16 protein-coding genes are annotated in these 22,537 nt (G+C 47.2%); 4 read left to right on the plus strand and 12 right to left on the minus strand.

All coding sequences use genetic code 11. The features are described from left to right. Positions 1–26 precede the first annotated feature (26 nt). The 6 genes from ACYVF1_RS11620 to ACYVF1_RS11645 form a co-directional block, all read right to left on the minus strand. Positions 27–1,115 carry an efflux RND transporter periplasmic adaptor subunit gene (locus tag ACYVF1_RS11620; RefSeq protein WP_461078800.1) on the minus strand — a complete coding sequence of 363 codons (1,089 nt, stop codon included), beginning with the start codon at positions 1,113–1,115 and terminating at the stop codon, positions 27–29. A 69-nt stretch (positions 1,116–1,184) separates the two neighbouring features. Beyond that, positions 1,185–1,475 carry a hypothetical protein gene (locus ACYVF1_RS11625; RefSeq protein WP_461078802.1) on the minus strand — a complete coding sequence of 97 codons (291 nt, stop codon included), beginning with the start codon at positions 1,473–1,475 and terminating at the stop codon, positions 1,185–1,187. A 309-nt stretch (positions 1,476–1,784) separates the two neighbouring features. Further along, entirely contained in the window at positions 1,785–2,534 is a 750-nt protein-coding gene (locus tag ACYVF1_RS11630) for a hypothetical protein (protein ID WP_461078804.1), read from the minus strand. Between the two features lie 196 nt (positions 2,535–2,730). Continuing rightward, entirely contained in the window at positions 2,731–3,684 is a 954-nt protein-coding gene (locus tag ACYVF1_RS11635; protein WP_461078806.1) for an alpha/beta fold hydrolase, read from the minus strand. 179 nt (positions 3,685–3,863) lie between these two features. Next, positions 3,864–5,219, minus strand: a complete 1,356-nt coding sequence (locus ACYVF1_RS11640; RefSeq protein WP_461078808.1) for a sensor histidine kinase — start codon at positions 5,217–5,219, stop codon at positions 3,864–3,866. Between the two features lie 105 nt (positions 5,220–5,324). Beyond that, on the minus strand, positions 5,325–5,996 hold the full coding sequence (locus ACYVF1_RS11645) for a response regulator (RefSeq protein ID WP_461078810.1): 672 nt from the start codon (positions 5,994–5,996) through the stop codon (positions 5,325–5,327). Positions 5,997–6,123: 127 nt separating this feature from the next. Here ACYVF1_RS11645 and ACYVF1_RS11650 point away from each other — a divergent pair, with 127 nt between their 5' ends. Together ACYVF1_RS11650 and ACYVF1_RS11655 are read left to right on the plus strand one after the other, a co-directional pair. Further along, a complete protein-coding gene (locus ACYVF1_RS11650; RefSeq protein WP_461078812.1) occupies positions 6,124–7,086 on the plus strand; it encodes a helix-turn-helix transcriptional regulator in 963 nt (320 codons plus the stop codon). A gap of 94 nt (positions 7,087–7,180) precedes the next feature. Continuing rightward, positions 7,181–7,612 carry an SRPBCC family protein gene (locus ACYVF1_RS11655; protein WP_461078814.1) on the plus strand — a complete coding sequence of 144 codons (432 nt, stop codon included), beginning with the start codon at positions 7,181–7,183 and terminating at the stop codon, positions 7,610–7,612. A gap of 79 nt (positions 7,613–7,691) precedes the next feature. Here ACYVF1_RS11655 and ACYVF1_RS11660 read toward each other — a convergent pair whose 3' ends face one another. The 3 genes from ACYVF1_RS11660 to ACYVF1_RS11670 all read right to left on the minus strand — a co-directional run bounded on the left by ACYVF1_RS11660 (position 7,692) and on the right by ACYVF1_RS11670 (position 14,069). Then, the gene (locus ACYVF1_RS11660) at positions 7,692–8,900 is read right to left on the minus strand and encodes an acyl-CoA dehydrogenase family protein (RefSeq protein WP_461078816.1); all 1,209 of its coding nucleotides are present in this window, start codon (positions 8,898–8,900) and stop codon (positions 7,692–7,694) included. A gap of 150 nt (positions 8,901–9,050) precedes the next feature. After that, positions 9,051–10,883, minus strand: coding sequence for a RagB/SusD family nutrient uptake outer membrane protein (locus tag ACYVF1_RS11665; protein ID WP_461078818.1), 1,833 nt, complete (start codon positions 10,881–10,883; stop codon positions 9,051–9,053). Between the two features lie 30 nt (positions 10,884–10,913). Beyond that, positions 10,914–14,069 carry a SusC/RagA family TonB-linked outer membrane protein gene (locus ACYVF1_RS11670; RefSeq protein ID WP_461078820.1) on the minus strand — a complete coding sequence of 1,052 codons (3,156 nt, stop codon included), beginning with the start codon at positions 14,067–14,069 and terminating at the stop codon, positions 10,914–10,916. A gap of 430 nt (positions 14,070–14,499) precedes the next feature. Between ACYVF1_RS11670 and ACYVF1_RS11675 the strand changes: the two genes are divergently transcribed. Continuing rightward, a complete protein-coding gene (locus tag ACYVF1_RS11675) occupies positions 14,500–17,541 on the plus strand; it encodes a SusC/RagA family TonB-linked outer membrane protein (protein WP_461078822.1) in 3,042 nt (1,013 codons plus the stop codon). An 11-nt stretch (positions 17,542–17,552) separates the two neighbouring features. Next, the gene (locus ACYVF1_RS11680; RefSeq protein WP_461078824.1) at positions 17,553–19,238 is read left to right on the plus strand and encodes a RagB/SusD family nutrient uptake outer membrane protein; all 1,686 of its coding nucleotides are present in this window, start codon (positions 17,553–17,555) and stop codon (positions 19,236–19,238) included. Positions 19,239–19,360: 122 nt separating this feature from the next. Here ACYVF1_RS11680 and ACYVF1_RS11685 read toward each other — a convergent pair whose 3' ends face one another. From ACYVF1_RS11685 to ACYVF1_RS11695, 3 genes are all read right to left on the minus strand, one after another. After that, positions 19,361–20,347: a GlxA family transcriptional regulator gene (locus tag ACYVF1_RS11685; RefSeq protein WP_461078826.1), complete on the minus strand. Its 987-nt coding sequence runs from the start codon at positions 20,345–20,347 to the stop codon at positions 19,361–19,363. A 286-nt stretch (positions 20,348–20,633) separates the two neighbouring features. Further along, entirely contained in the window at positions 20,634–21,533 is a 900-nt protein-coding gene (locus ACYVF1_RS11690) for an SDR family oxidoreductase (protein WP_461078828.1), read from the minus strand. Positions 21,534–21,603: 70 nt separating this feature from the next. Next, the gene (locus tag ACYVF1_RS11695) at positions 21,604–22,443 is read right to left on the minus strand and encodes a crotonase/enoyl-CoA hydratase family protein (RefSeq protein WP_461080738.1); all 840 of its coding nucleotides are present in this window, start codon (positions 22,441–22,443) and stop codon (positions 21,604–21,606) included. Positions 22,444–22,537: the final 94 nt, after the last annotated feature.

Here is a 22,537-nt window from a genome sequence, read left to right on the forward strand (position 1 = left end):
ATCTCCTGGTTTTTAAACGGGTTGAGTTACTCGGCATACAGGCTCAAATTCGAGATCACAGAAGCGGGTTCATTGTATTTGTAGGCTATTTTCTGATTTTCGCGAACCTGACGTAAGCCTTCCAGAAGGATCTTATCATCTTTGTTCAGACCCGATTTAACCACAAAAATGTGAGGCAATTCCGCAGCCAATTTGATCTCTCTCGACCGAACTTTATTTTCTTTGTCCAGTACGTATACATACTTTTTATCGAGCACTTCAAACGTAGCTTTCTGCGGTATAATCATGGCGTTCCGAAGCGGCAATGTCATCTGGATGTTACCCGTTTCGCCGTGGCGTAAGAGACTTTTAGGATTGGGGAACGTAGCACGGAAGGCGATGTTACCGGTTTCGTTATTGAAGTCAGCCTCAATTGTTTGCACTACGCCCGGATGCGGAAACACCTGATTATTAGCCATCAGCAGGTTTACATTGTTCAGGTTTTCCTGTTGGGCGTGAGTCTTATAATTCAGGTACTCAGCTTCCGGTACGTTGAAGTACACCCACATTTTGCTGTTGTCCGACAACGTAGTAAGCAGATCACCCTCGTTGACAAGGCTACCCAACCGCACTTGAAAGTGATCCATAATGCCGTCGAAAGGCGCTCTCACTTCGGTAAAACCTAAGTGAACCTTTGCCAAAGACACTTCAGCGTTTGCTTTGTCAAGTTTTGCTTTCGCAAGCGCCAATTCGTTTTTCGAAACGATGTTACTATCGGCCAGCGCTTTTGTGTTTTTAAATTCAACACCAACAAAATTGGCTTCAGCTTCTGCTTTTTGCAGTTCGGCCTGATATTGAATGGGCAAAATCTGGAACATAAGTTGCCCTTTCCGAACATATTGGCCTTCATCTACATAAATTTTCTGTAGATAGCCCTTCTCCAGTGCTCTTAATTCAATATGCTGGATAGAATGAACCTGACATACGTACTGGTTCGTAATGGTCGTATCTCTCACTAACGGACTGGTAACCTGAAACTTAGCTTCTTCTTCCTTCTCTTCTTCGTGATGTGAGCAGCTTGTGTTGCCTAGTAAGGCACAAACGCTCACCAGTATGAGTACGAGGCCTTTTTTCATGATCTGTTTATGGTTGGTTGTCACAACGTAGTATGGTAGCCACCAAGGGGGTTTGTAGTTTGAAATCTATTATTTTGACGGGGGATGCTGAACGATAACTGCCTGATCTGGCGGTGCATTAGTAACTGGTTCAAACCGACGTATTAGACTATCTTTCATTAGATTATCGCGCTGGCAATCGGAAAGCCGTTGTTGCCAAATTGCCTGGTCTGCCGGATGTATTACGTTGCCTAACTCGTCTTCGTAAACGATCAAGTGTCGGCTCTTTTCATACAGCAGAAATCCATTAAACGCCAGTGAAAGCGCTAGTGCCAGTCCAAAGCCATAGAGCAAAATCAAGGGGTAACTCCGGCGTTGCATAGCTTAATGTCATGTTGCTTTGCTCCAAAGCAAATACCAAGACATTAAAACGACATGAGAAGCAGATTAGAAGATATTAGAAAAGTCTATAACCAGGTTCATTGCAATACTGTAAAGAGGCTTTATTATAAATATAATACTATTTTTTACCCTAAAGAGGCAATATATTAGCTATTTGGGGCTGAGATAAACCACATCCTTAAATCTTATTATAAACGGATTAAAATTAAAAAACCAGACCGCATTGGTCTGGTTAGAAAGCGCTAATTATTTCACCTGCGCCGGTTATTAACGAAAAAGCTTTAATGATTATTGACCCAATCGAACGCTACTATCCATATTGAAAAGGAGTCGTCGACTGGCATCAAATGTAATTTGCATTGCCGTAGCCTGGTAACTGGTTGGAATTGTCACCACATGCTTTACCTGAACAAAGTCCGAAATCTGCGGAATTCGGCCACAATACCAAACACTGGGATCATTCCAAATGCCTGTTTTGACAGAATAAATGACAGTTTGGTTCGGAGGAAGCATTGTATTGACATTATAGATAAACGTAGCGGGTTGTCCGAGACATTCGGTTTCAGGATTAAATTGCCGGTCATTGTTGAGATCAATATAAGGCGTAAATGTTTCGCGCAGAGTTCCAGGAGTGTTTAGATTGAGCAACGTATAAGCACCATAAGTACGGTTGAAATATTCAATCCCTACGTCTGTCGGTGTCCGTTGTGCTGGTACTGGTATACCTTCAAACGCTACATTTCCGTCCGAGTTCATTTGCTCAATAAAGCGTAGATTAGCCGTTGATCCGTCGGAAGTTAACATGCTTACTACCATTTGACCGCCGTGGCATAAGTTTAGGGTAGTGGCTGTAGGCGAAGCGTTGGAGACAACTGCCGTATTGCTGCTCGAAACTGTAAAACTGAATATAGAAGGACACGTATCAGCAGAAGGAGAGGAAATAACCTGTCCTATAGGTAAGCCATTTGCATAACTTGTAAATTTCAGAGTAAATAATAATCCGCTAGTAAGTAAGAAATAAGGTAAAAAATTTTTCATAAAGGTTAGATAATTTGAGTTAATTAATCGTGAATGAAAACATGAAAACAGTTGAGTGCAATCTACTATAAAAAGTATTTATCACAGAAACTCTATAGAAAATTATATATTGCTTATTCTTTCAACTGTACCCTGACATATCCCTAATAACCTTTAAGCCATAATTAAGGAATGGCTTAACATTAAGATCAGTGTGTTATTTGCTTAAAAATTCACGGATGAGCTTAAAGGTTTTTGCGGGCTCTTCAACGAACGTATTGTGGCCACTACGTTCAAACAGCACAAATTGCGCCTGGGGGCAAAATTCTTTATACTGCACCGCCATCCAGGGAACTGCCACCCGATCAAACCGTCCCGTCATAATGAGTATGGGCATTTTCAGATTTTTCAAGACCGGTCTATAATCAAAGTTTCCAATGTCATTGCCAACGGTAAAATCACCATCATTACCCACCATTTGATAATACAGTTTCGTGTTGTATTTATTGGGGTACGCATAGTTTCGTGGCGTATTGAAATACGTAGGATTGTAGGCGTACATAAACTCGTAGGGTATGCGCGAATAGATTGCCTGATGTACCGGATCGCTGGATTGATATCCCTGTTTGCGGACGACCATCAATGTATCCCAGACTTCAGGATAGTTCGTCCTTATTTCCTTGTTATAATTGTCGTCATTTTCCTGCCACATGGCATTACTATGACAAGGAGCAGACAGCAGCAAATGACTCACCCGATCGGGATATTGCAGCGCATACCCCTGTGCGACCACAGTGCCATACGAATGTCCGAGAACATTTATTTTGGTAAAACCCATTGCTTTTCGCAATCCTTCAATGTCCTCAATATCTCGTTTTAAGCTATATTCTTTCACGTCTTTAGCCGTATCCGACTTTCCTCTGCCGAAAGCGTCAAAATAAACGAGGGTGCAACTAGAATGCAACGTATCAAATCTTCTTAAACCCGGATGCGCACCACCCGGCCCTCCCGGGATAATGAACAAGGGATCACCTTTCCCAAAACTGACCGTCCAGATTTTCGCCCCATTGACGGTATAATACTTCCCATCGGTTCGACTATCCGGAAACGTTTGGGCCAACAAACAGTGAATATTCGTAAAAAATACGATAGAAGCAATGAGCACACGCATAGCGAATCGTTGTTTACTAAGCTGTTAGACGTTCAGCAAAGCTAGAACAGTCGCCAGGTCTGTGCCACTCTAAATGAATAAGCAACGTAGTATCAACCCTAAATACCGTTTTCAACGCGTTAAGTCGCAAAACGAGGAGATCGTCAGAAACTACAGATTACCGTTATAAAAGTTCCGTCTTAAGTTTGACTAGGTAAGCTGATGGTAACCAGAGTGCCCTGGTTCAGATTGGAGATGATCTGGATAACGCCCTGATGCAGGTCAATGATTTTTTGCGTTACGGTCAGGCCGATACCGTAGCCAGGCACACCTTCTACGTTTTTCCCCCGGTAAAGCGGATCGAGTATGTGCACAACATCGGCCTCGGCAATCCCTCGTCCCTGATCCGATACGTTCACAGTGATCTGGTCGCCCTTCGCCTGCAGTTGTATCGAAACCGCTTCACTCGAATATTTACAGGCGTTATCCAGTACGTTCAGAAAAGCCGTCGTGAGCAACGTAGCATTTCCTTTTACAGTAAAAGTTTCTTCTGAGCCTGTCTTAAATTGGAGCGGCAGGTTACGGCCCGGATATTTCGTCTGCACCTGACTGATCGCGTTGAGCAGACAATCATCTACCTGAATTGTGGTCAGCGCAACGGCCCCATCTGTCACTTTGGCTAAACCCAGTAAACCGTTCGTCAGCGCGATCACTTTCTTGAGCTCGTCCACGGCTACTTCCATACTATCGCGCCAGTCGACCGGATTCTGGTCGTAACGTAATGATGTTTCCAGCGTTCCTAACGTATTAGTGAGCGGGGTACGTAGCTCGTGCGATGCGTGCGAAACAAAGCTACGTTGGGAAACAAACGCGTCTTCCAGCCGAAACAGCATCTGATTAAACGTCATGGCAAGCTGGGCAATTTCATCCCGGCGATTACCTTCATTTACCCGTTTGTGCAGGTGTGTAGCCGTAATCTGCTCTACCTCATCCACAATCTGAGAAATAGGTTTCAGCACCCGACCAGAAAAGTACCATCCTGCCAATACAATCAACGCAAAACCTAACAGATTGGCCAGCAGCAGAATCTGCTGCAACGTACCAAGTTTGGCCAGACCGATTCGGTCGTAACCCGATGCAAAAATGTAAAACAATTGCCCCCGGTCGCGGTAAGGCAACGAGATCGATTCGAGATGACCACTTCTGAATTGAGACAACGACGTAGTGTCCATCAAGGGAATTTTTTCTTTATAATAGTCCGACTCTTTTAAGTTTCGGTTCGTAAATACCAGATTGTGACGGTCATCATAAATGCTGATCTGCTCTTCCACAATGGTGAGCAAATCGGTACGTACCATATTTTTAAAAAAGTTATCGTGCAGATGCCGTCGGGAAATTAACACCCGCCCAGCCACACGAGCTTTCGAGAGCAACCTGCTATAAAATTCCTCCTGCCGATAAAGTGAATAAAAATACCAGACCAGCAACGACAGCGTGATCTGAATGGCTGTAGCCAGCAGCGTGAAAATGATGGTTATCCGATTCCGAATGAGCATGGTAAGGATGTATGATGTATGATGTAAAATGTATGATATATGATGTATGGGATGCTACGTCCTTTTGTCGAACATACATTTTATATCATACTTCATACATATTTTTCAGCCTTCACGAAGAACATATCCCATTCCCACCATGGTATGGAGTAACTTGGGGGTAAAACCCTTGTCGATTTTCTTTCGCAGGTAGCTGATATACACGTCGATAACGTTTGTATTACTATCAAAATTCAGGTTCCAGACCCGTTCGCTGATATCAACACGGGAAATGATTTTTCCCCGATTCAGCATTAGGTATTCCATCAGAGCATACTCGCGGGTAGTTAATTCAATACGTTTGCCAGCGCGGGTTACAGTTTGCGTACCCAGATTCAGCTCTAAATCAGCCAGCCGGAGTATCTGCGTATGCTTGGGGCTGTTCCGACGGGTCAACGCTCGGACACGCAACAGTAATTCCTGAAACTCAAATGGTTTGGCCAGATAATCGTCGGCACCAGCGTTAAAGCCATCCGATTTGTCGGCCAGACTGTCCAGCGCGGTTAGCATCAGTACAGGAACACCCTCGTTTTCAGAGCGAATCAACTGACACAGTTCAAAACCGTTCATCTGCGGCAGATTAACGTCTAATATGATGATGTCATACACACCCTGTCGGAACAGTGACAGGCCGGTACGTCCATCATAAGCAATTTCGACTTCGTAGCCCTCGGCCGACATGCCTTTACGGATAAACGAAGCCAACCTTTCTTCGTCTTCAACTAAGAGAATCTTCATAAAAAGGGGTTCGTTGATACGTTATATTCACTACGTCAGATAGGCTGTTACACGTTCTACGTAAAAAAAGGACTGCTTGTTCAACTCTACCGTTGTAATTTGCGGCACGTTCTTCTTTATCCTGTTTATGAATCGCCTTGACCGCCTGACCGCTATTCTGATTCACCTGCAAACCAAACGGGTTGTTCGCGCTCAGGAACTAGCCAACCGCTTCAAAATCAGCCTGCGAACGGTGTATCGGGATGTTCGGTCGCTTGAGGAAGCGGGCGTTCCTATCGGCGCGGAGGCAGGTTTAGGTTATTTTCTGACGGACTACCATCTGCCGCCCGTTATGTTCTCCACGGCCGAAGCCAGTGCCTTACTGTTAGGCGGCAAATTAATCGACCAATGGGCTGATGAATCAGTACGTACCGAATTCGAGTCGGCACTTTTCAAGATCAAATCTGTACTAAAAAAGGTCGATCAGGAACACCTGGATAATCTCGACGCGCATATCAACGTAGCGAAACCCCGTTTCCAGCAACCGTATTCCGACGATTTATTGAGTCATATTCAGCATGCTATTGCCCAAAACCACGTACTGGAACTTCTCTACCATTCGCTGTACAAAGATGCCGAAACCCGACGCGAAGTTGAACCTGTTGGGCTGTATCATTATCGCTTGAGCTGGCATCTAATTGCGTTTTGCCGAACGCGTCAGGATTATCGCGATTTCCGCATCGACCGCATTCGCCAACTGACTGATACAGGCCAACGATTCGCCCGTCGGGAGCGATTATCACTTCAGGAATATCTCGATCGATTGGGAGTCGACATGCCTGTAACGGACGTAACGATTACGTTGCCCAAATCAGTAGGTCGTTATATGTCAGGCGAAAAATACAGCTTTGGTTTTCAGCGGGAAGATGACCTTGGCGATTCTGTTCGGTTGCATTTTCAGACGCCCTACCCCGAAGGACTCGCCCGTTGGCTGCTGATGTTTGGCCGATCCATAACGATTGAACAGCCCGATACCTTACGTACCACCATGCAGCAACTGGCCAACGAAATACAGGCGCATTATGGAATAAGCGAAAGTGTGAATGAGTGAATTGCTCACGGCAGCGCTATTTCGCCCTTAAATACTACTGACATACAGTTGTCACTACGTTAGCCGAACTTTGACGTAGCAAAACTTTTCAATTATGCGCAACGATCTTATTGTATCTCAGTCCATCAACATCAACGCCAGCCCCGATAATGTCTGGAACGTATTGACCAACCCTGCCCTCATCAGCGAATATCTGTACGGCACCGAAACGGTAACTAACTGGAAGCCAGGCAATGAAGTAATATTCCAGGGTGAATATGAAAATCAGTCGTACCGCGACAAAGGCGTAGTGCTGGAGAATGTTCCGAATCAGCTACTTAGCTACAGTTACTGGAGCGGTTTTTCCGGGGCCGAAGACAAACCTGAAAATTACGCGACTATTACGTATACCCTAAAACCCATCGACCGCACTCAAACTGAATTCACCTGGACACAACAGGGATTCGCCACCGAAGACGGTTATAATCACTCGCTGAAGGGCATGGATGGACTGTTGAAACAGATAAAGGAAATTGCGGAGAGGTAAATAAAGAGTGAACGTGTGAATGAGTGAAAGAGCGCTGGCGTCAGCAATTCGCTCTTTCACTCATTCACACGTTCACTATTTATTTAAACGCCGGTATACCCGTTATCTCAGCGCCTAAAATCAGGAGTTGAATATCATGTGTACCTTCGTAGGTACTGACCGATTCGAGATTCATCAGGTGTCGCATGATGGGGTATTCGCCGGAAATCCCCATCGCTCCCAAAATCTGACGTGCTTCGCGGGCGGTACGTAGCGCGATCTCAACGTTGTTACGTTTTGCCATCGAAATCTGGGCGTTTGTGGCGCGATCTTCGTTTTTCAACGTACCAAGTCGCCAGCACAACAGTTGGGCCTGCGTAATATCGGTCAGCATTTCAGCTAGCTTTTTCTGCACCAACTGAAAACTGGCGATGGGTTTATTGAACTGAATACGTTCGAGAGCGTAGCGACGCGCCACTTCGTAGCACTCCATGGCCGCACCCAGCGCCCCCCAACTGATGCCGTAGCGAGCCTGCTCCAGGCATTTCAAGGCACTTTTTAGACCAAAAGCATTTGGCAGCATATTCGTTTTAGGAACCTGTACGTCCCGGAAAATCAGTTCGCCGGTGCTGCTGGCACGTAGCGACCATTTGTTTTTGATTTCATTGGTCGAGAAACCTTCCATACCGCGTTCCACAATCAACGCCCGAACTTTACCCTGATCGTTACGTGCCCAGACGATGGCAATATCGGCGATGTTGGCGTTAGTAATCCAGAGTTTAGAGCCGTTCAGCAGGTAGTAATCACTACGTTCGATGAAGTTAGCTTCCATGCCACCGGGGTCGGAGCCGTGGTTGGGTTCGGTGAGACCAAAGCATCCCAACAGTTCGCCCTGCGCCAGTTTTGGTAAGTATTTCTTCTTTTGTTCTTCGGAACCGAACGTAAAAATTGGGTACATTACCAGCGAACTCTGCACTGAAACGCACGAGCGCATCCCCGAATCGCCCCGCTCAATTTCCTGCGTCATCAGACCGTACGAAATCTGGTCCAGCCCTCCCCCACCGTATTCAGTTGGAAGCGTCGAGCCAAACACACCAATTTTCCCAAACTTTCGGACAATATGTTCTGGAAATTCGCCCCGTTGCGCATAGTCTTCGGCAATGGGCGTTATCTCACGTTTCACAAAATCGCGCACGGCCGACCGAACCAGCTTGTGTTCGGCCGTCAACAGATCGTCAAGACAGTAGAAATCGGGTGACTCAAACGAATCAACCTTATTTCGGGGAGGGGTGAGGGACGGTGTTTGCATAGTAAAAACAACTCAAAACAGGCCCGCTTGTTGGTATAAATCCCAAAAATTCACCCGCATTCCGCTATTTTTTAGGTAGCGAAATACGGGTGAATCAATTGAGTGAAAAGAAACGTTTTTATATCGGCGACATTTCTCGCAAATGTCCTATTATTTAGGCAGTTCGGTCAACGGCGCTACGTTCAGTTCGAAGCCAGCGTACCCTTTGTTCTGGTTAATTCTTCCTTTCGAATTTCCATCGATGGCGCTCTGAGGTACCGGCCACAATACGTGGTATGGACTTATTTTATATTCGTCGCCGTGCCGGGTAACAACACCTTTGTTATAGAAATTGCTCTTCTCCATGACGCGATCATAGAAGAAATTATTATCCGAGAAGTTATTCAGACTATAGGTTTTGCCGTTGTAAGCCGGTTTGCCCGTTTGCGCCAGAATGTAGGCGATACGTGTTAACTCGGTTTTGCGGGGTTCCTCGAAATACAGCTCACGCGCCCGTTCGTCCAGAATGGTGCCAATGTTGATTTTATCTGCTGTCAACGGACTGCAACCCGCCCGGGTTCTTACCTGATTCAGATCGTTGGCAGCATTGGCTAAATCGCCTTTCCAGAAATAGGCCTCGGCACGTAGCAGATACGTTTCGGCCAGTCGGAACACGTACCAATCGGTATGACCACCTACTGCCTGAACGCGTTCTGGGTCGGGGATAAACAACTTATAATGAGGCCAATCGAACCAGCAACGTATCGTATCGATGGTAAGCAGGGCACCGGCGTCGGTACGTAGCTGAAGTTTTTTGCCGTAATACGTATCCTTGCCTTTGAGCGCCGGATTGTTATATACCAGATCCTGCATCCGCATCCAGTTGCCAGGCGCATGGCGCAAATCTTTTGGATCATCCCAAACGCCGTGCGTCGAGTAATACGTTGGCCGCACCCGACCGATGCCCCGTCCGTATTGATTAACCTGGTCAATCTCAATGGCATACGTATCAATCGTACCGCGATTACCGCTCGGCGTGTTGATGTTGTTGTGCCAGAATGGTACCGTATTACGCATTAACTGAATGCCGTCAGCAAAATTGCCATCAATCAGCAGTCGGTCGATCACCATCATAATACCTTCGCGGTTGGTCGGTATTGATTTGTTTTCCGGACGGTGCAAATCCCAGATTATGTTCTTGGTCGCATCACCAGCCGTTGCCCCGAACCGCGTTTTCATTAGGCTGTGTGTACCACCATCGATCACATTACTGGCCGACTTAATCGCGTCATCGAACAGGCCAAGTGCCAGGTTAATTTTCGTAAGCAAATGACTCACAGCGCCTTTGTTCACCGTTCCTTTATCGGTATTAGCCGGAACCCATTTCTCGGCAAACTCAAGGTCTTCCTTCATTTTCTTCAGAATAACCTCTCGCTTGGTCGTCTGATAATCCAGTTTTGGCTCGGTAGCCTCGTTCAGAATCAGCGGTACGTCGCCAAACTGGTGCGTCAGTCGATAATAGCGCGCTGCCCGGTGAAAATAAGCCGCCCCAAGGAGTTCGTTGCGTTCCTGCTCCGATTTGTATTTCGGCTGATCGATACGTGTGATGGCGGTGTTCGCGTACTTGATTCCTTTATACCCTTCAGTCCAGTACCAGCCGATTTTGTTGTAATCGCCACTGTTGAGCTGCGCGGTCGGCGTAATCTGCAAATTCATGTTCTGCGCCGGACCCGATTTATCAGTGGTTCCTTCAACGGCGATGTCAGAAAAAATTGCTTCCGTTACCATCGGCGGAGCATCACCGTACCATTCGATGCGCATGTTACGTTCGCAGGCAACCAACGTAGCCCGTAGTCCGGCGGCATCGTTAAAGGTGTTTTCGGGTGCAAAAAAGGACAGCGGTTTCGGTTCGAGCCAGGATTTATCGCAGCTCGTCAGCGTGGTTACCAGCACCAACGCACTCAGCCGAACACCCTGTTTTATATGGTTCTTATTGATTTTCATGATGTTAATTAATTCTGTTGGATAACAGGCTTATAGCGAAATATCGAGTCCAAGTGTCAGGATGCGGGGCGTCGGTACGTTGGCTCCATCGTCGTTTGGTTCTGCATCCCAGAAATTCCAGTTTGGTGCGTAATAGCCTAGGTTCCGGCACGAAGCAAACACTTTCAAGTTCTGAATGTGCGCTTTCTGAACCCATGTTTTGGGCAGGGTGTAGCCCATCGAAATGTTGTCGAAACGGATGAACGAACGGTCGCGGTACACAGAAAATCCGGTAGCACCGCCTTCGCTGGAATACAGCCGGGCGTACTCATTGGTGGGGTTGGCTTCGGTCCAGTACGGTATTACGTAAGAGCTGGTCCGGTCGAGGAAGCCGTCGATGTTTTTCGCCTGGTTGTAAGCCGCTTTGTGGCCCCAGTACGAATACAGCACGAACGACACGTCGAAATTCTGGAAGAATTTGAATTCGTTACGTAGCGTCCAGCGATACCGTGGGTTGGTGTAACCCTGGAAAACTTTGTCGGCATTGGTGTATTTTCCGTCGTTGTCTACGTCTCTGATTTTGAAATCGCCCGGACGGACGCCGTATTTAGCAGCCTGTTCTTTTTCGGCCACCTGCCATACGCCATCGACCTGGAAATTCCATATTTCATCGATGGAATGACCGATGAACCAGCGATTTGTTACGTCGTCGATTTCTTTACCGTTCTTGTCGTAATCGCCATACAGGTGAACAATTTTATTCCGGTTTAACTGGAAGCTGGCAGTTGTACGCCAAGCGAAGTTCGGTTTGTTGATGTTCACCGAGTTTAACTGAAACTCAACCCCTCGGTTACGTACTTCGCCGAGGTTGTCCATTACAAAACTGAAACCCACTACGTCGGGCAGCAACCGCCGGACCAGCAAATCGGTAGTGGACGAGTTGTACACTTCAATCGAGCCGTCGATCCGGTTGTTGAGCAGGCCAAAATCCAGACCCAGGTTCAGCGACGTCGTACGTTCCCATTTCAGGTTTTTGTTCTGCATCCGGTCTACGTACAACTGGTTCACCTGATATACAGAACCATCGGGTTTCACGTAGAGATACTTACCAGTCGTCAGGTTAGAAAGTGCTACGTAGCGACCGTCGGTTCCCAGATCGCGGTTACCATTGCTTCCCCACGACAGCCGCAGTTTACCATAATTCAACCAGCTGCTCTTGAAGAATTTTTCATCCGTAAACACCCATCCCAAAGCCGCCGACGAGAACGTAGCACGCGGATTCGCCTGCCCAAACGCCGAGTAACCATCGCGCCGGGATGACAGAGTTACCATGTACCGATCTTTGAACGAATAAAACAGACGCGCCATCAGACCATCGCCGGTGCTGTATTCGTCGTTGCTGGTTACGGTGGGCGCCGTACCCGTGCTGATACCGTGCCAGATCAGCACGTCGCTGGGCAGAAACCCCTTATTGGTCATGGTGTTATCCCATTTCTGGTATTTCTCGGCGTTTGCCAGCAACGTTACGTCGAAGTTGTGCGAGCCAATGTTTTTATTCCATTTCAGGATGTTGTCAACCTGCCAGTAGTACGTCTTGGCTTGTTGGCGACTGGCGGTTCCACCCGTAGCGGTATAATCGGCGTGTTTCGACGAAATGGCGTTATACCTTTCATAAAACTCAAAGCGGGGCGTGAAATTCATCCGATACGTAATGCCCAACGGAAGTTTCAGGTTGCCGAACAAGGTAGTGTTCAACGTCGTAATCTTGATACGTTGGTCGGTGAGGCTGGGGGTATAATATGGATTGTTACCGCCACTGGCTTCGTTGTTTGGGCGCCATTTATACGTACCATCATCGTTCAAGGGTGACCCCCAGGGCGAGAGCGTTCGGGCCAAATTGTAATCAGCCACAACTGGACTTTCATCGCGGTCAGCAAACTGGGTCGTCATCCCTACCGACAGATAGTTGGTGAGCTGACTTTCCAGATTGATCCGGCTGCGAACAGTTTTGAAGCGGTCTCCCCAGATAATTCCCTGATTGTCCAGGTATCCCAGCGACATGTAATACGACGTACCGTCTTTTCGACCCGAAATGCTAACGGTATGATCCTGGCGCATCCCATTCTGGAAAATCATATCGTACCAGTTCGTGCTTTTGCCCGCCTTGTAGTTTTCAATTTCAATAGGCTGCATACCTAAACGTTGCAGCCAGATCGTCGTTGGGTCACCTTTCGAACCATCGTAAGCCAGCCACTGATCGACGGTTACACCAGCGGGGAGGTTATTAGGGTTATCGAACTGGCCTGGTTTATACGTAGCGTTAATATTTTTCATTACGTCACTTCGCCAGGACACAAACTCGTTCGGACCCAACACCGGTTGATTTCGCGATACGCTGGCCATACCAATATTGGTGTTGATATTGATGACCGGCTTACCTTCTTTCCCTTTTTTAGTTGTGATCAGGATAACACCACTGGCCGCTTTGGCACCAAAAACAGCCGCCGAACTCGCGTCTTTCAATACGTCAATCGTCTCAATATCATTGGGGTTAATGTCTGACAGTTCACCGTAATAAATCGCTCCATCGACAACCAGCAGAGGGCTGGTAGCCGCATTCAGCGAGTTACGACCCCGTACGAGCAGGCTACCCCCGCCCTTTGCCGACGGCGACATACCAACGTTTAGACCGGCAATGTTTCCCCGGAGCATATCCTGCACGGAGTTCGGGTTTTCGTTGTCGAGTTTAGCCCCGCTGATTTGCGACACGGCTCCCGTCAAATCGCGTTTTTTCTGCGTTCCGTACCCAACCACCACCACTTCGTTCAGCATTTTCTGGTCGCTGGCGAGCGAGATATTGATTGTGCTTTGGTTACCAACCGTCACCTCCTGCGCTACGTAACCCACTGCTGAAAAAACCAGAATCGTGTTGTCATCGGCCACGTTAAGCTTGAACCGTCCTTCGGCATCGGTTGTCGTACCATTGGTGGTATTTTTCACGACTACAGTCACACCAGGCACAGGCGTATTATCTTCTTTCGAAAGAACCTGTCCCGAAACGGGTTTGTCAGCAAACAAACCCGTAGTTGTGTATAAACCGATGGCCGGTAATGTGGTTGCCCAGATTGGAAAGGAAGGCAGTAAGCAGCCTGTCAGCACACCACAAATCAGAACTTGTCTTATAGACAAGGTAGATTGTTTAGTCATAATTAATTGATAAAATGGAGCTTAGGTTAATCTGGTATTAAATCAATATTAACTCAGTTGTTGAAGAAAGGTAGTTGATACCTGTAGATCTTAAGATGATACATATTAAAGCGATATTAATTATATACCTACTACTATTTTCTGCCAAAATCAGCGACACATTATTAAAGAAACGTTAACGCGTTTAGGTAGTTTTTCTAAATAGACAAAGGCGATCTTTGCCGACAGTTTTACGTGTATAGTTGTACTCTATTCTTAAAAAGAAGTTGCTGAAAAACGTATAATTCTTGATAATGAGATTACTATCCATTACAAAAAATTTATTAGATATTCAACATGTAAATATTAAGATTTTGTTATTAATTATACCATAACTAAGTAGTAATTTTGAATCGTTGAGTAATTTTCCTTTTAATTTAACCAACCTCTTATGCAATTTATCTACCATTTTTCCCCTCCACTTTTCCGGATTGGGGTTCTGGTGGCAAGCCTGTTTTTGGCTTCACCAGCCTTAGCTGACAATCCACCTTTGCCTGTTACAATAGCCAATTTGCCCCGTAATGAGAGCCCTGCTGCCGATGTAACTGTTAGCGGTCGCGTTACGGATGCAGCCACCAATGAAGCCCTGGCCGGCTGTAGTGTTGTGATCAAAGGTACACAACGGGGCACGACAGCCGACGCCAACGGTAACTATAAAATTGTAGTGCCCGACGGCAACGTAACACTGGTGTTTGGTTTCATTGGTTTCGTTTCGCAGGAAATCGCGGTTAACGGACGGACATCCATCAACGTAGCACTCAGCGCATCAGCTTCCGAGTTGTCGCAGGTAGTGGTTATCGGTTACGGAAGCGCATCGAAAAAGGACATGACGGGCGCTGTAAAATCCATCAAAAGTGCGGATTTCAACCGGGGTGTCATTAACTCACCTGAGCAGCTGTTGCAGGGTAAAGTGGCGGGCGTAAACGTTACGTCGGCGAGTGGCGAACCGGGTGGTGTTCAGAACATTACGATACGTGGTCCGGGTGGCGTTCGGACGGGCAGTACGCCCCTGTTTGTGCTCGACGGTATCGCGCTGGACAATTCGAGTACGGGTGGTGCTACGAACCCGCTCAACTTCCTGAATCCGCAGGATATTGAGTCGATCGACGTACTGAAAGATGCTTCAGCCACAGCCATTTATGGATCTCGCGGGGCAAATGGTGTGGTACTAATTACCACCAAGAAAGGAAAGTCTGGCTTTTCAACGATCAATCTTTCGTCGAGTTTAGGAATTTCCAATCTGGCTCGTCCGCTGCCAATTTTCGGTGCCGATGAGTACCGTAAGCAGGTTACGGCGGTGGGCGGTGTGTTGGAAGATTTCAAAGGATCGACCGACTGGCAGAAAGAAATTTCGCGGACGGCCTACACCTGGAATCACAATCTGTCGTTCAGTGGCGGTGGTGACAAACTAACGTATTACGGTTCGTTTGGTGTTCAGAATCAGGAAGGTGTCTTAAAAGGCAGTGATTTGAAACGGTATACCGGACGTATAAACGTATCGCAGAAATTTCTGGAAGATCGGTTAAATGTTGATGTAAACCTGACGGCATCATACACGCTGAACAACCGTCCGCCCATCGAAGGGATGCTCGGCGGTGCAATATCGGCCAATCCGACTTTACCGGCTTACGATGAAAAGGGGGATCCTTTCCGATACCAAAGTGGTACAAATCCGCTCATTACGCTGGCATTGAACCAGGACATTACAACGATCAATCGGGTTGTTGGCAACATTTCACCGTCTTTCAAAATCACGAAGGATTTGGTGTATAAGCTCAATCTTGGGGTCGACAATTCGAGTTCAGTACGTGATCTACAATCGTTACCCAGCGCGGTTCCGCAACAGGATGGCCGACTAGAAACGTATTACCGCACTAATCGCAATACGTTGATTGAGAACTACTTCACCTATACATTAGCGAAGCAGGATCACAATCTATCAGCGCTTTTGGGACATTCCTACCAGAAAATTTTCGTTCAGGAACGTAGTTACAGCATCAACAAATTTCCAATTTCTCCTATCCAGCCGATTTACAATCCCGGACTTGGTCAGGATTTGACGCTGGCGAACAACAAACCCGGTGGTTTTGCCATTGAAAATGAGCTGCAATCGTTCTTCGCTCGGGCCAATTACCAATACAAAGACAAGTATTTGGCTACTGCTACGGTGCGTGCCGACGGTTCATCTAAATTCGGTGCCAACAACAAATACGGTATTTTCCCATCGTTTTCAGTGGGCTGGCGTTTGAGCGAAGAAGCGTTTCTGAAATCGGGGCCATTCACCGACTTGAAACTGCGCGCTGGTTGGGGACGTACTGGCAATCAGGAGATTCCGTCCAAGATCACCCAAGCGCTGTTCACCTCGCAGGTGTCGGCTGCAACCAGCTACCCGCTCACGGCATCTGGCCCTTACCCCGCCGGTACGTCGTACTCGCGACTGGCCAACCCGGACATTCAGTGGGAAGTATCGTCGCAAACTGACTTAGGTATTGATTTTGCTCTCTTTAAAGGAGCACTTTCGGGCTCGGTGGATTACTTCAACAAAATCTCCAATAACATTCTGCTTGAAGTTATTCCGTCGGATCCAGTGCAGCCTGCCGGTACGTTCTGGACCAACGTGCCCGACATGACCATCACCAATAAAGGCCTTGAGTTGGATTTAAACTATCGCTACGCTAGTCTGAGCGGTTTCCGATTCGACATTGGCGGTAACATTACGTTTATCGACAACGTAGTGAAAAACTCACCCTATACGGTGATTCCTTCTGGTTCGGCGTCGGGTTCGGGACTGACGTCGGCTACGATCAACGGTTATATCAACGGGCAGCCGATTGGTACGTTCTTCCTGAAAGAATTTACGGGTTTCGACGAAAAAGGAATCAGTACGTTCCGGGACACTGACGGCGATGGCATCGTGACCGACAAAGACCGGGTTGCAATTGGAAGTGCCCTACCCACAAAGCAGTTCAACCTCAATACTAATCTGGCTTACAAGGGTTTCGATCTGGCTATCAATTTCAATGGCGTATCGGGCAACAAGGTTTATGATAATACGGCCAACGCCAATTTCTACAAACTGCGGCTGTCGAAAGGACTGAATACGACCCCTGAAGCGATTCAGTATACTAACGAGTCAATCAACAATTCGGCACCGGTCTCGTCCCGGTATCTGAAAAATGGCTCGTTTTTCCGACTCAACAACATGTCGCTGGGGTACAACCTCAATCCGAAAAGCATTGGTATTAAACGCTTTATTTCGGGAATTCGCCTGTCGGCTACGGGTCAAAACCTGTTTGTCATCACCAAATACGACGGTTACGACCCTGAGGTTAACATCGACCGTACGATCAACGGAATTTCATCGTATGGTATCGATTATCTCAGCTATCCAAAAGCCCGCACGTTTGTGTTTGGTCTGAACCTCACTTTTTAGCATTAAAACCTATGAATAAGAAACTTATATCCATGTTGGCCCTGGTTAGCCTGTTCGTGGTGAACGGCTGTACCAATCTGACAGAACGCGTACTGGATGAAGCGTCTGTAGCTGGTCTTTCGGACCAACAGGCTGCTGATGGCATCATCGCTCCGGTTTATGCTCGTCTGCCAGATATTTTCCTGCATACCAACTACTTCGCGCTTCAGGAAATCTCGACCGACGAGGCCATTCTGCCTTACCGGGGCGGCACCGACTGGGGCGATAACGGTATTTATCTGGCCATGCACCAGCATACGCATACCAGCACTGACCCTAACATACGTAGCACCTGGAACTTCATTTTGCAGGGTTTATCGCGCGCTATTATCGCTTCCAATACGTTGCCAACGCTGAACACGGCCGCAGCCAAGACGTACCTGGCCGAAGCGCGGGGAATGCGGGCTTACTACAATCTGCTAACGCTGGATTTATTCGGGCTCGTGTTCGTGAAGGACGATCTCGGTGCTACGTCCAGCCTTTTGCGGGGAGAACAGGCCGTCGAGTATTTGAAAAGCGAATTTCTCGCTGTTGAACCCAATCTGGAAACAACCGTTGGCCCTGGCCGACTGTCGAAAGGAGCCGTTTGGGGCTTGCTGGCGCGCCTGTATCTGAACGCAGCCGTTTACCGCGACCGCTACGCTACGCAATTCACGTTCAAGTCGGAAGACATGGACAAAGTAGTCGAGTATTGCGACAAAATCATTAGCTCGGGGCAGTATCAGCTTTCCAAAGATTTCTTCTCGATTTTCAATTCGGATAATCACGACAATAAAGAGCTGATCTTTGCCGTCGACCAACGGGCTGACCTGAATGGACACAACCGGATGGCTTATTTCTCGCTCTCTGGCGACCAGTTTCCAATTCCGGCTTATCCGAACGCCAACGGTACTGATGGACCGGGTATAACGCCCGATTACTATCGAAGCTGGGTTAACGCCTACGCGCCCGCCGACCCATCGGTAGACCCACGTTTTTATAAGCAAAATCTTCGGATTTACTCTAATCCAGCCGATTCGTGTGTAGCAGAAGCCGATTTCAACGTAAACCGGGGCATTTTGCGCGGCCAGCAGTATGGCCTGATTCGTCGGAACGGCGTGTTCTTAAAATGCCCCGATGGTAAGTTCAAAGTGGCTAAACTGTATCACGATACGCGTAACAGACCAACACAGCCAGTTGATTTCACTGAGCAAATCGACTTCACAGTTGCGGGTAGTAATTACAATACGGGCTACCGGGTTGAGAAGTATGAATTCAGCAAGAAATCGGTGAGCGGCCGGAACTTCGGTGAAGCTGACATTATCATTCTGCGGCTGGCGGATATTTATTTAATGCGGGCTGAAGCCAAGCTGCGTAAGAGCAACGATGCCGCCAGTGCGCTGGCCGACGTCAACGTAGTAAGAGCAGCACGTAACGTAACGACGCCCCCACCCGCTTTATCGTCGATGTCACTGGATTTATTGTTCCGGGAACGAGGATTTGAGCTGTACTGGGAAATGGTACGTCGTACCGATATGATACGTTTCGGAAAATACGAAGGCACATGGACCGAGAAAACGAACACAGATAAGTTCAAGCGTATTTTCCCAATTCCGCAAACAGCCGTAGACGGTGCTTCGAACCTGCCGGGTTACTTGAAGCAGAATGACAGTTATTAACGATTATGCTACGTTAGCACTACCTAAAATGGTGCCAACGTAGCAACAAAAAATGGGGTGCCAGTTTAAAAGCTGGCACCCCATTTTTTGTTTGACTAACGCGTACGGTCGGCCGTGCTACGTCACGCCATTACTAACCCTTCTTTGTTGTATTTATTTCGGTATTCAATAGGCGATAAGCCAGTGATTTTTTTGAACGTAGTGCGAAAAGCTTTGGTGTCGGTATAGCCAACATCATACATTACTTCATTGATATTTTTTCGGTTGGATTCGAAGCTTTTTTTGGCCACTTCTACTTTTACTCGCTGAATATATTCAACTACCGTATTAGCCGTCGCCTTTTTAAAACGTCGTTCCAGATTTCGGCGGCCAAGTGCTAGCATATCGGCTAGTTGATCGACGGATATTTTATCCTGGAAATTTGATTCAATAAATTCCTGCGCTTTTTTCACAGGTTCATCTTCGTGTTCTTTCTGTCCCTGAAAAATAATGAATGGCGACTGGCTATGTCGGTCAATATCAATCATGAACGCTTTCGCGATGATAATGGCTACGTCGCGACCGGCAAACTTTTCAATCAGATAAAGAATTAAATTCAGATACGAATAGGCTCCGCCACTTGTGTAAATTCCATCTTCTTCGGTCATTATTTTATCATCGACCAGATTTACATCGGGAAAAATGCTTCTGAATTCACCAGCCATCCGCCAGTGGGTAGCGCATTGTTTTCCATTCAGTAATCCTGTTGAAGCCAACAAGAAAGCGCCAATACAAAAACTGGCTACTTCTGCGCCAGTATTGTATTGTTGAACAATCCAGGGGATAAATTTTTTATTCTGTTGCAGGTTACTTGAATGCTCACCGTGAATAGCCGGAATAACAATAAGATCTGTCTTTTTTATATCCTGAATAAGTGCATCAGGCGTTACAGAAAATAAACCATTTTGCTGCTTAATTTTTTTGGAAATACCTACCAATTGAATTGAGAATAATGGTGGTTTTCCCATACTCGTCAATAGCTTGTTAACTTCGGAAAAAATCTGGTGCGTTCCTTCAATATTTGTGAGGCTGGTATGCCCGATGGGAGTAAGAATAGATACGTGTTTCATGGGATAAAAATAACCAAATCTAGTGTCGGAACCAACCCCAAATTCGGTACATTTCTCCTTATTTTAGCCTATATACGGAGTTAATTTTGCACTAGTGAATAACCTGCGTTTTTGCAGTATTATCAGTGAACGTAGTGTCAATAATTAACCATAGATAAAAATCAACTATACCAAAACACGTATCATGACACAAGTAACTATCTACCTGCGCGCCTATAATGCACTGTACAAAAACTCGTTAAATTCTTTTTCGTCAGTTATGCAAACGATGCACTTTCTACGTAGCTTAAGCGGTCTCTCCTCCTTCTTTTTTACTGGCGCGATTTGCCTGTTTGATGGTCTGCTCAATAGTGTCCCATTGTTCCGACGTAACGCTTTCTAAATGGCTAAATTCACCCGCCATCAAGACCTCACCCCCGTCGATAGTGATGGTTTCTCCGGTAATAAATCCGGAATAATCCGACAGTAAAAAAGCGGCCAGATTAGCCAGTTCGCCGTGTTCGCCTACGCGCTTAAGTGGGATTCGGCTAACGGGGTCCATAAGTTTTACTAAGGGTTCGGGAAAGAGCCGATCCCAGGCACCTTTTGTCGGAAATGGACCGGGCGCAATGGCGTTGAGTCGAATGCCGTATTTACCCCACTCGCCCGCCAGCGATTTTGTCATAATTAACGCTCCACCTTTCGCTACCGCCGATGGCACTACGTACCCTGAACCCGTAGTCGCATACGTAGTGGAAATATTCAGTACGGTACCCGGAATTTTGTTCTCAATCCAGTATTTACCAACCGCCAGCGTAAAGTAATACGTTCCTCGTAACACGATGTCGACGATGGTATCAAACGCTTTGTACGACAGTCGTTCGGTTGGGCTGATGAAGTTTCCCGCTGAGTTATTCAGAAGCCCGTCGATATGTCCGAAACGTTCGATGGTCTGTGCGATAACAGCTTCGATTTCCTCTGGCTTTCGCACATCGCAGGCAACGGCCAAAACCTGCCCGCCTGTTTCATCCGTTAACTCCTTCGCCGTAGCCTCGATGACAGGCAACCGACGGCTGCAAATCGTTACGTTCGCGCCAAGTTCCAGCAGATACCGGCTGATCGATTTCCCAAGGCCCGTTCCGCCCCCGGTAACAATAATGGTTTTTCCTTTCAGCGCATCTTCGCGCAGCATTCCGGTAGCGTTCATAAGTAAAGAGTGAAAGAGCGAAAGAGCGAATTTGTTGAGTCCAGCGCTCATTCACTCTTTCGCACTTTATTTAATATCCTCGATCTGATTTTTTGTTAAACTCCGCTTTGCGTTTTTCGAGCGTGGCCTGCATGGCTTCCGAAAAATCGTCGGACTGGAGTTGACTGGAGTTCCAGACCGCTACGTATTGCAGGCCATCTTCGATGGATTTATTCAGACTATAGTTGAGCACTCGTTTGGCACCCTGTACGGCCGAAGCAGGATTGTCGGCAATCTGACGAGCTAACGTGGTAGCAGCTTCGAAAAGCTGGTCAGGCGTATCGTAAACGTGGTTGACCAGACCGATACGTTCGGCAAAAGCAGCATCGTAGTCGGCGCCGGTAAACGCCAACTCGCGCGTAAATCCCTGACCAATAATATGAGGAAGGAACTGGAGTCCGCCAATGTCGGGCGTGATGGCCAGTTTCGCTTCACGCAGACTAAACTTTGCATCACGCGAACACAACCGAATATCGGCTGCGGCAATCATGTTCAGACCACCTCCAATGCACCAGCCATGTACGGCCGCAATAATCGGTTTAGGCGATTCGTGCATTTTCTGGAAACCCGACTGCATCTGACGGATCATCATCATAAGTTCTGCCCGCGTGTGCGCCAATACCGTACCAGTGGTCATGCTGCTTAACCGAGGCATCATCTGCGCTACGTGCAGTCCGTAGCTGAAGTGGTCGCCACTGCCCCGGAAAATAACGCAGCGGATGTCGGACATCCGGTTGATTTCGTCCATGGCCTGAGGGAGTTCCTCCCAGAACTCGGGACCCATGGCATTGCCTTTACCCGGTCCCAGCAACGTAACGGTCAGTACGCCCTGATCGGTGGTAAACGACAGTGATTGATACGCCTGTCTCATAACGTAGTATGCTTGCATACGGTTTGTTGTAAAGGTAGCAGAATAACCGAATACAACGCAAACAGTACTACGTTGGCAGGGCGTATACTATGAA

The organism is Spirosoma flavus, assembly GCF_054778555.1.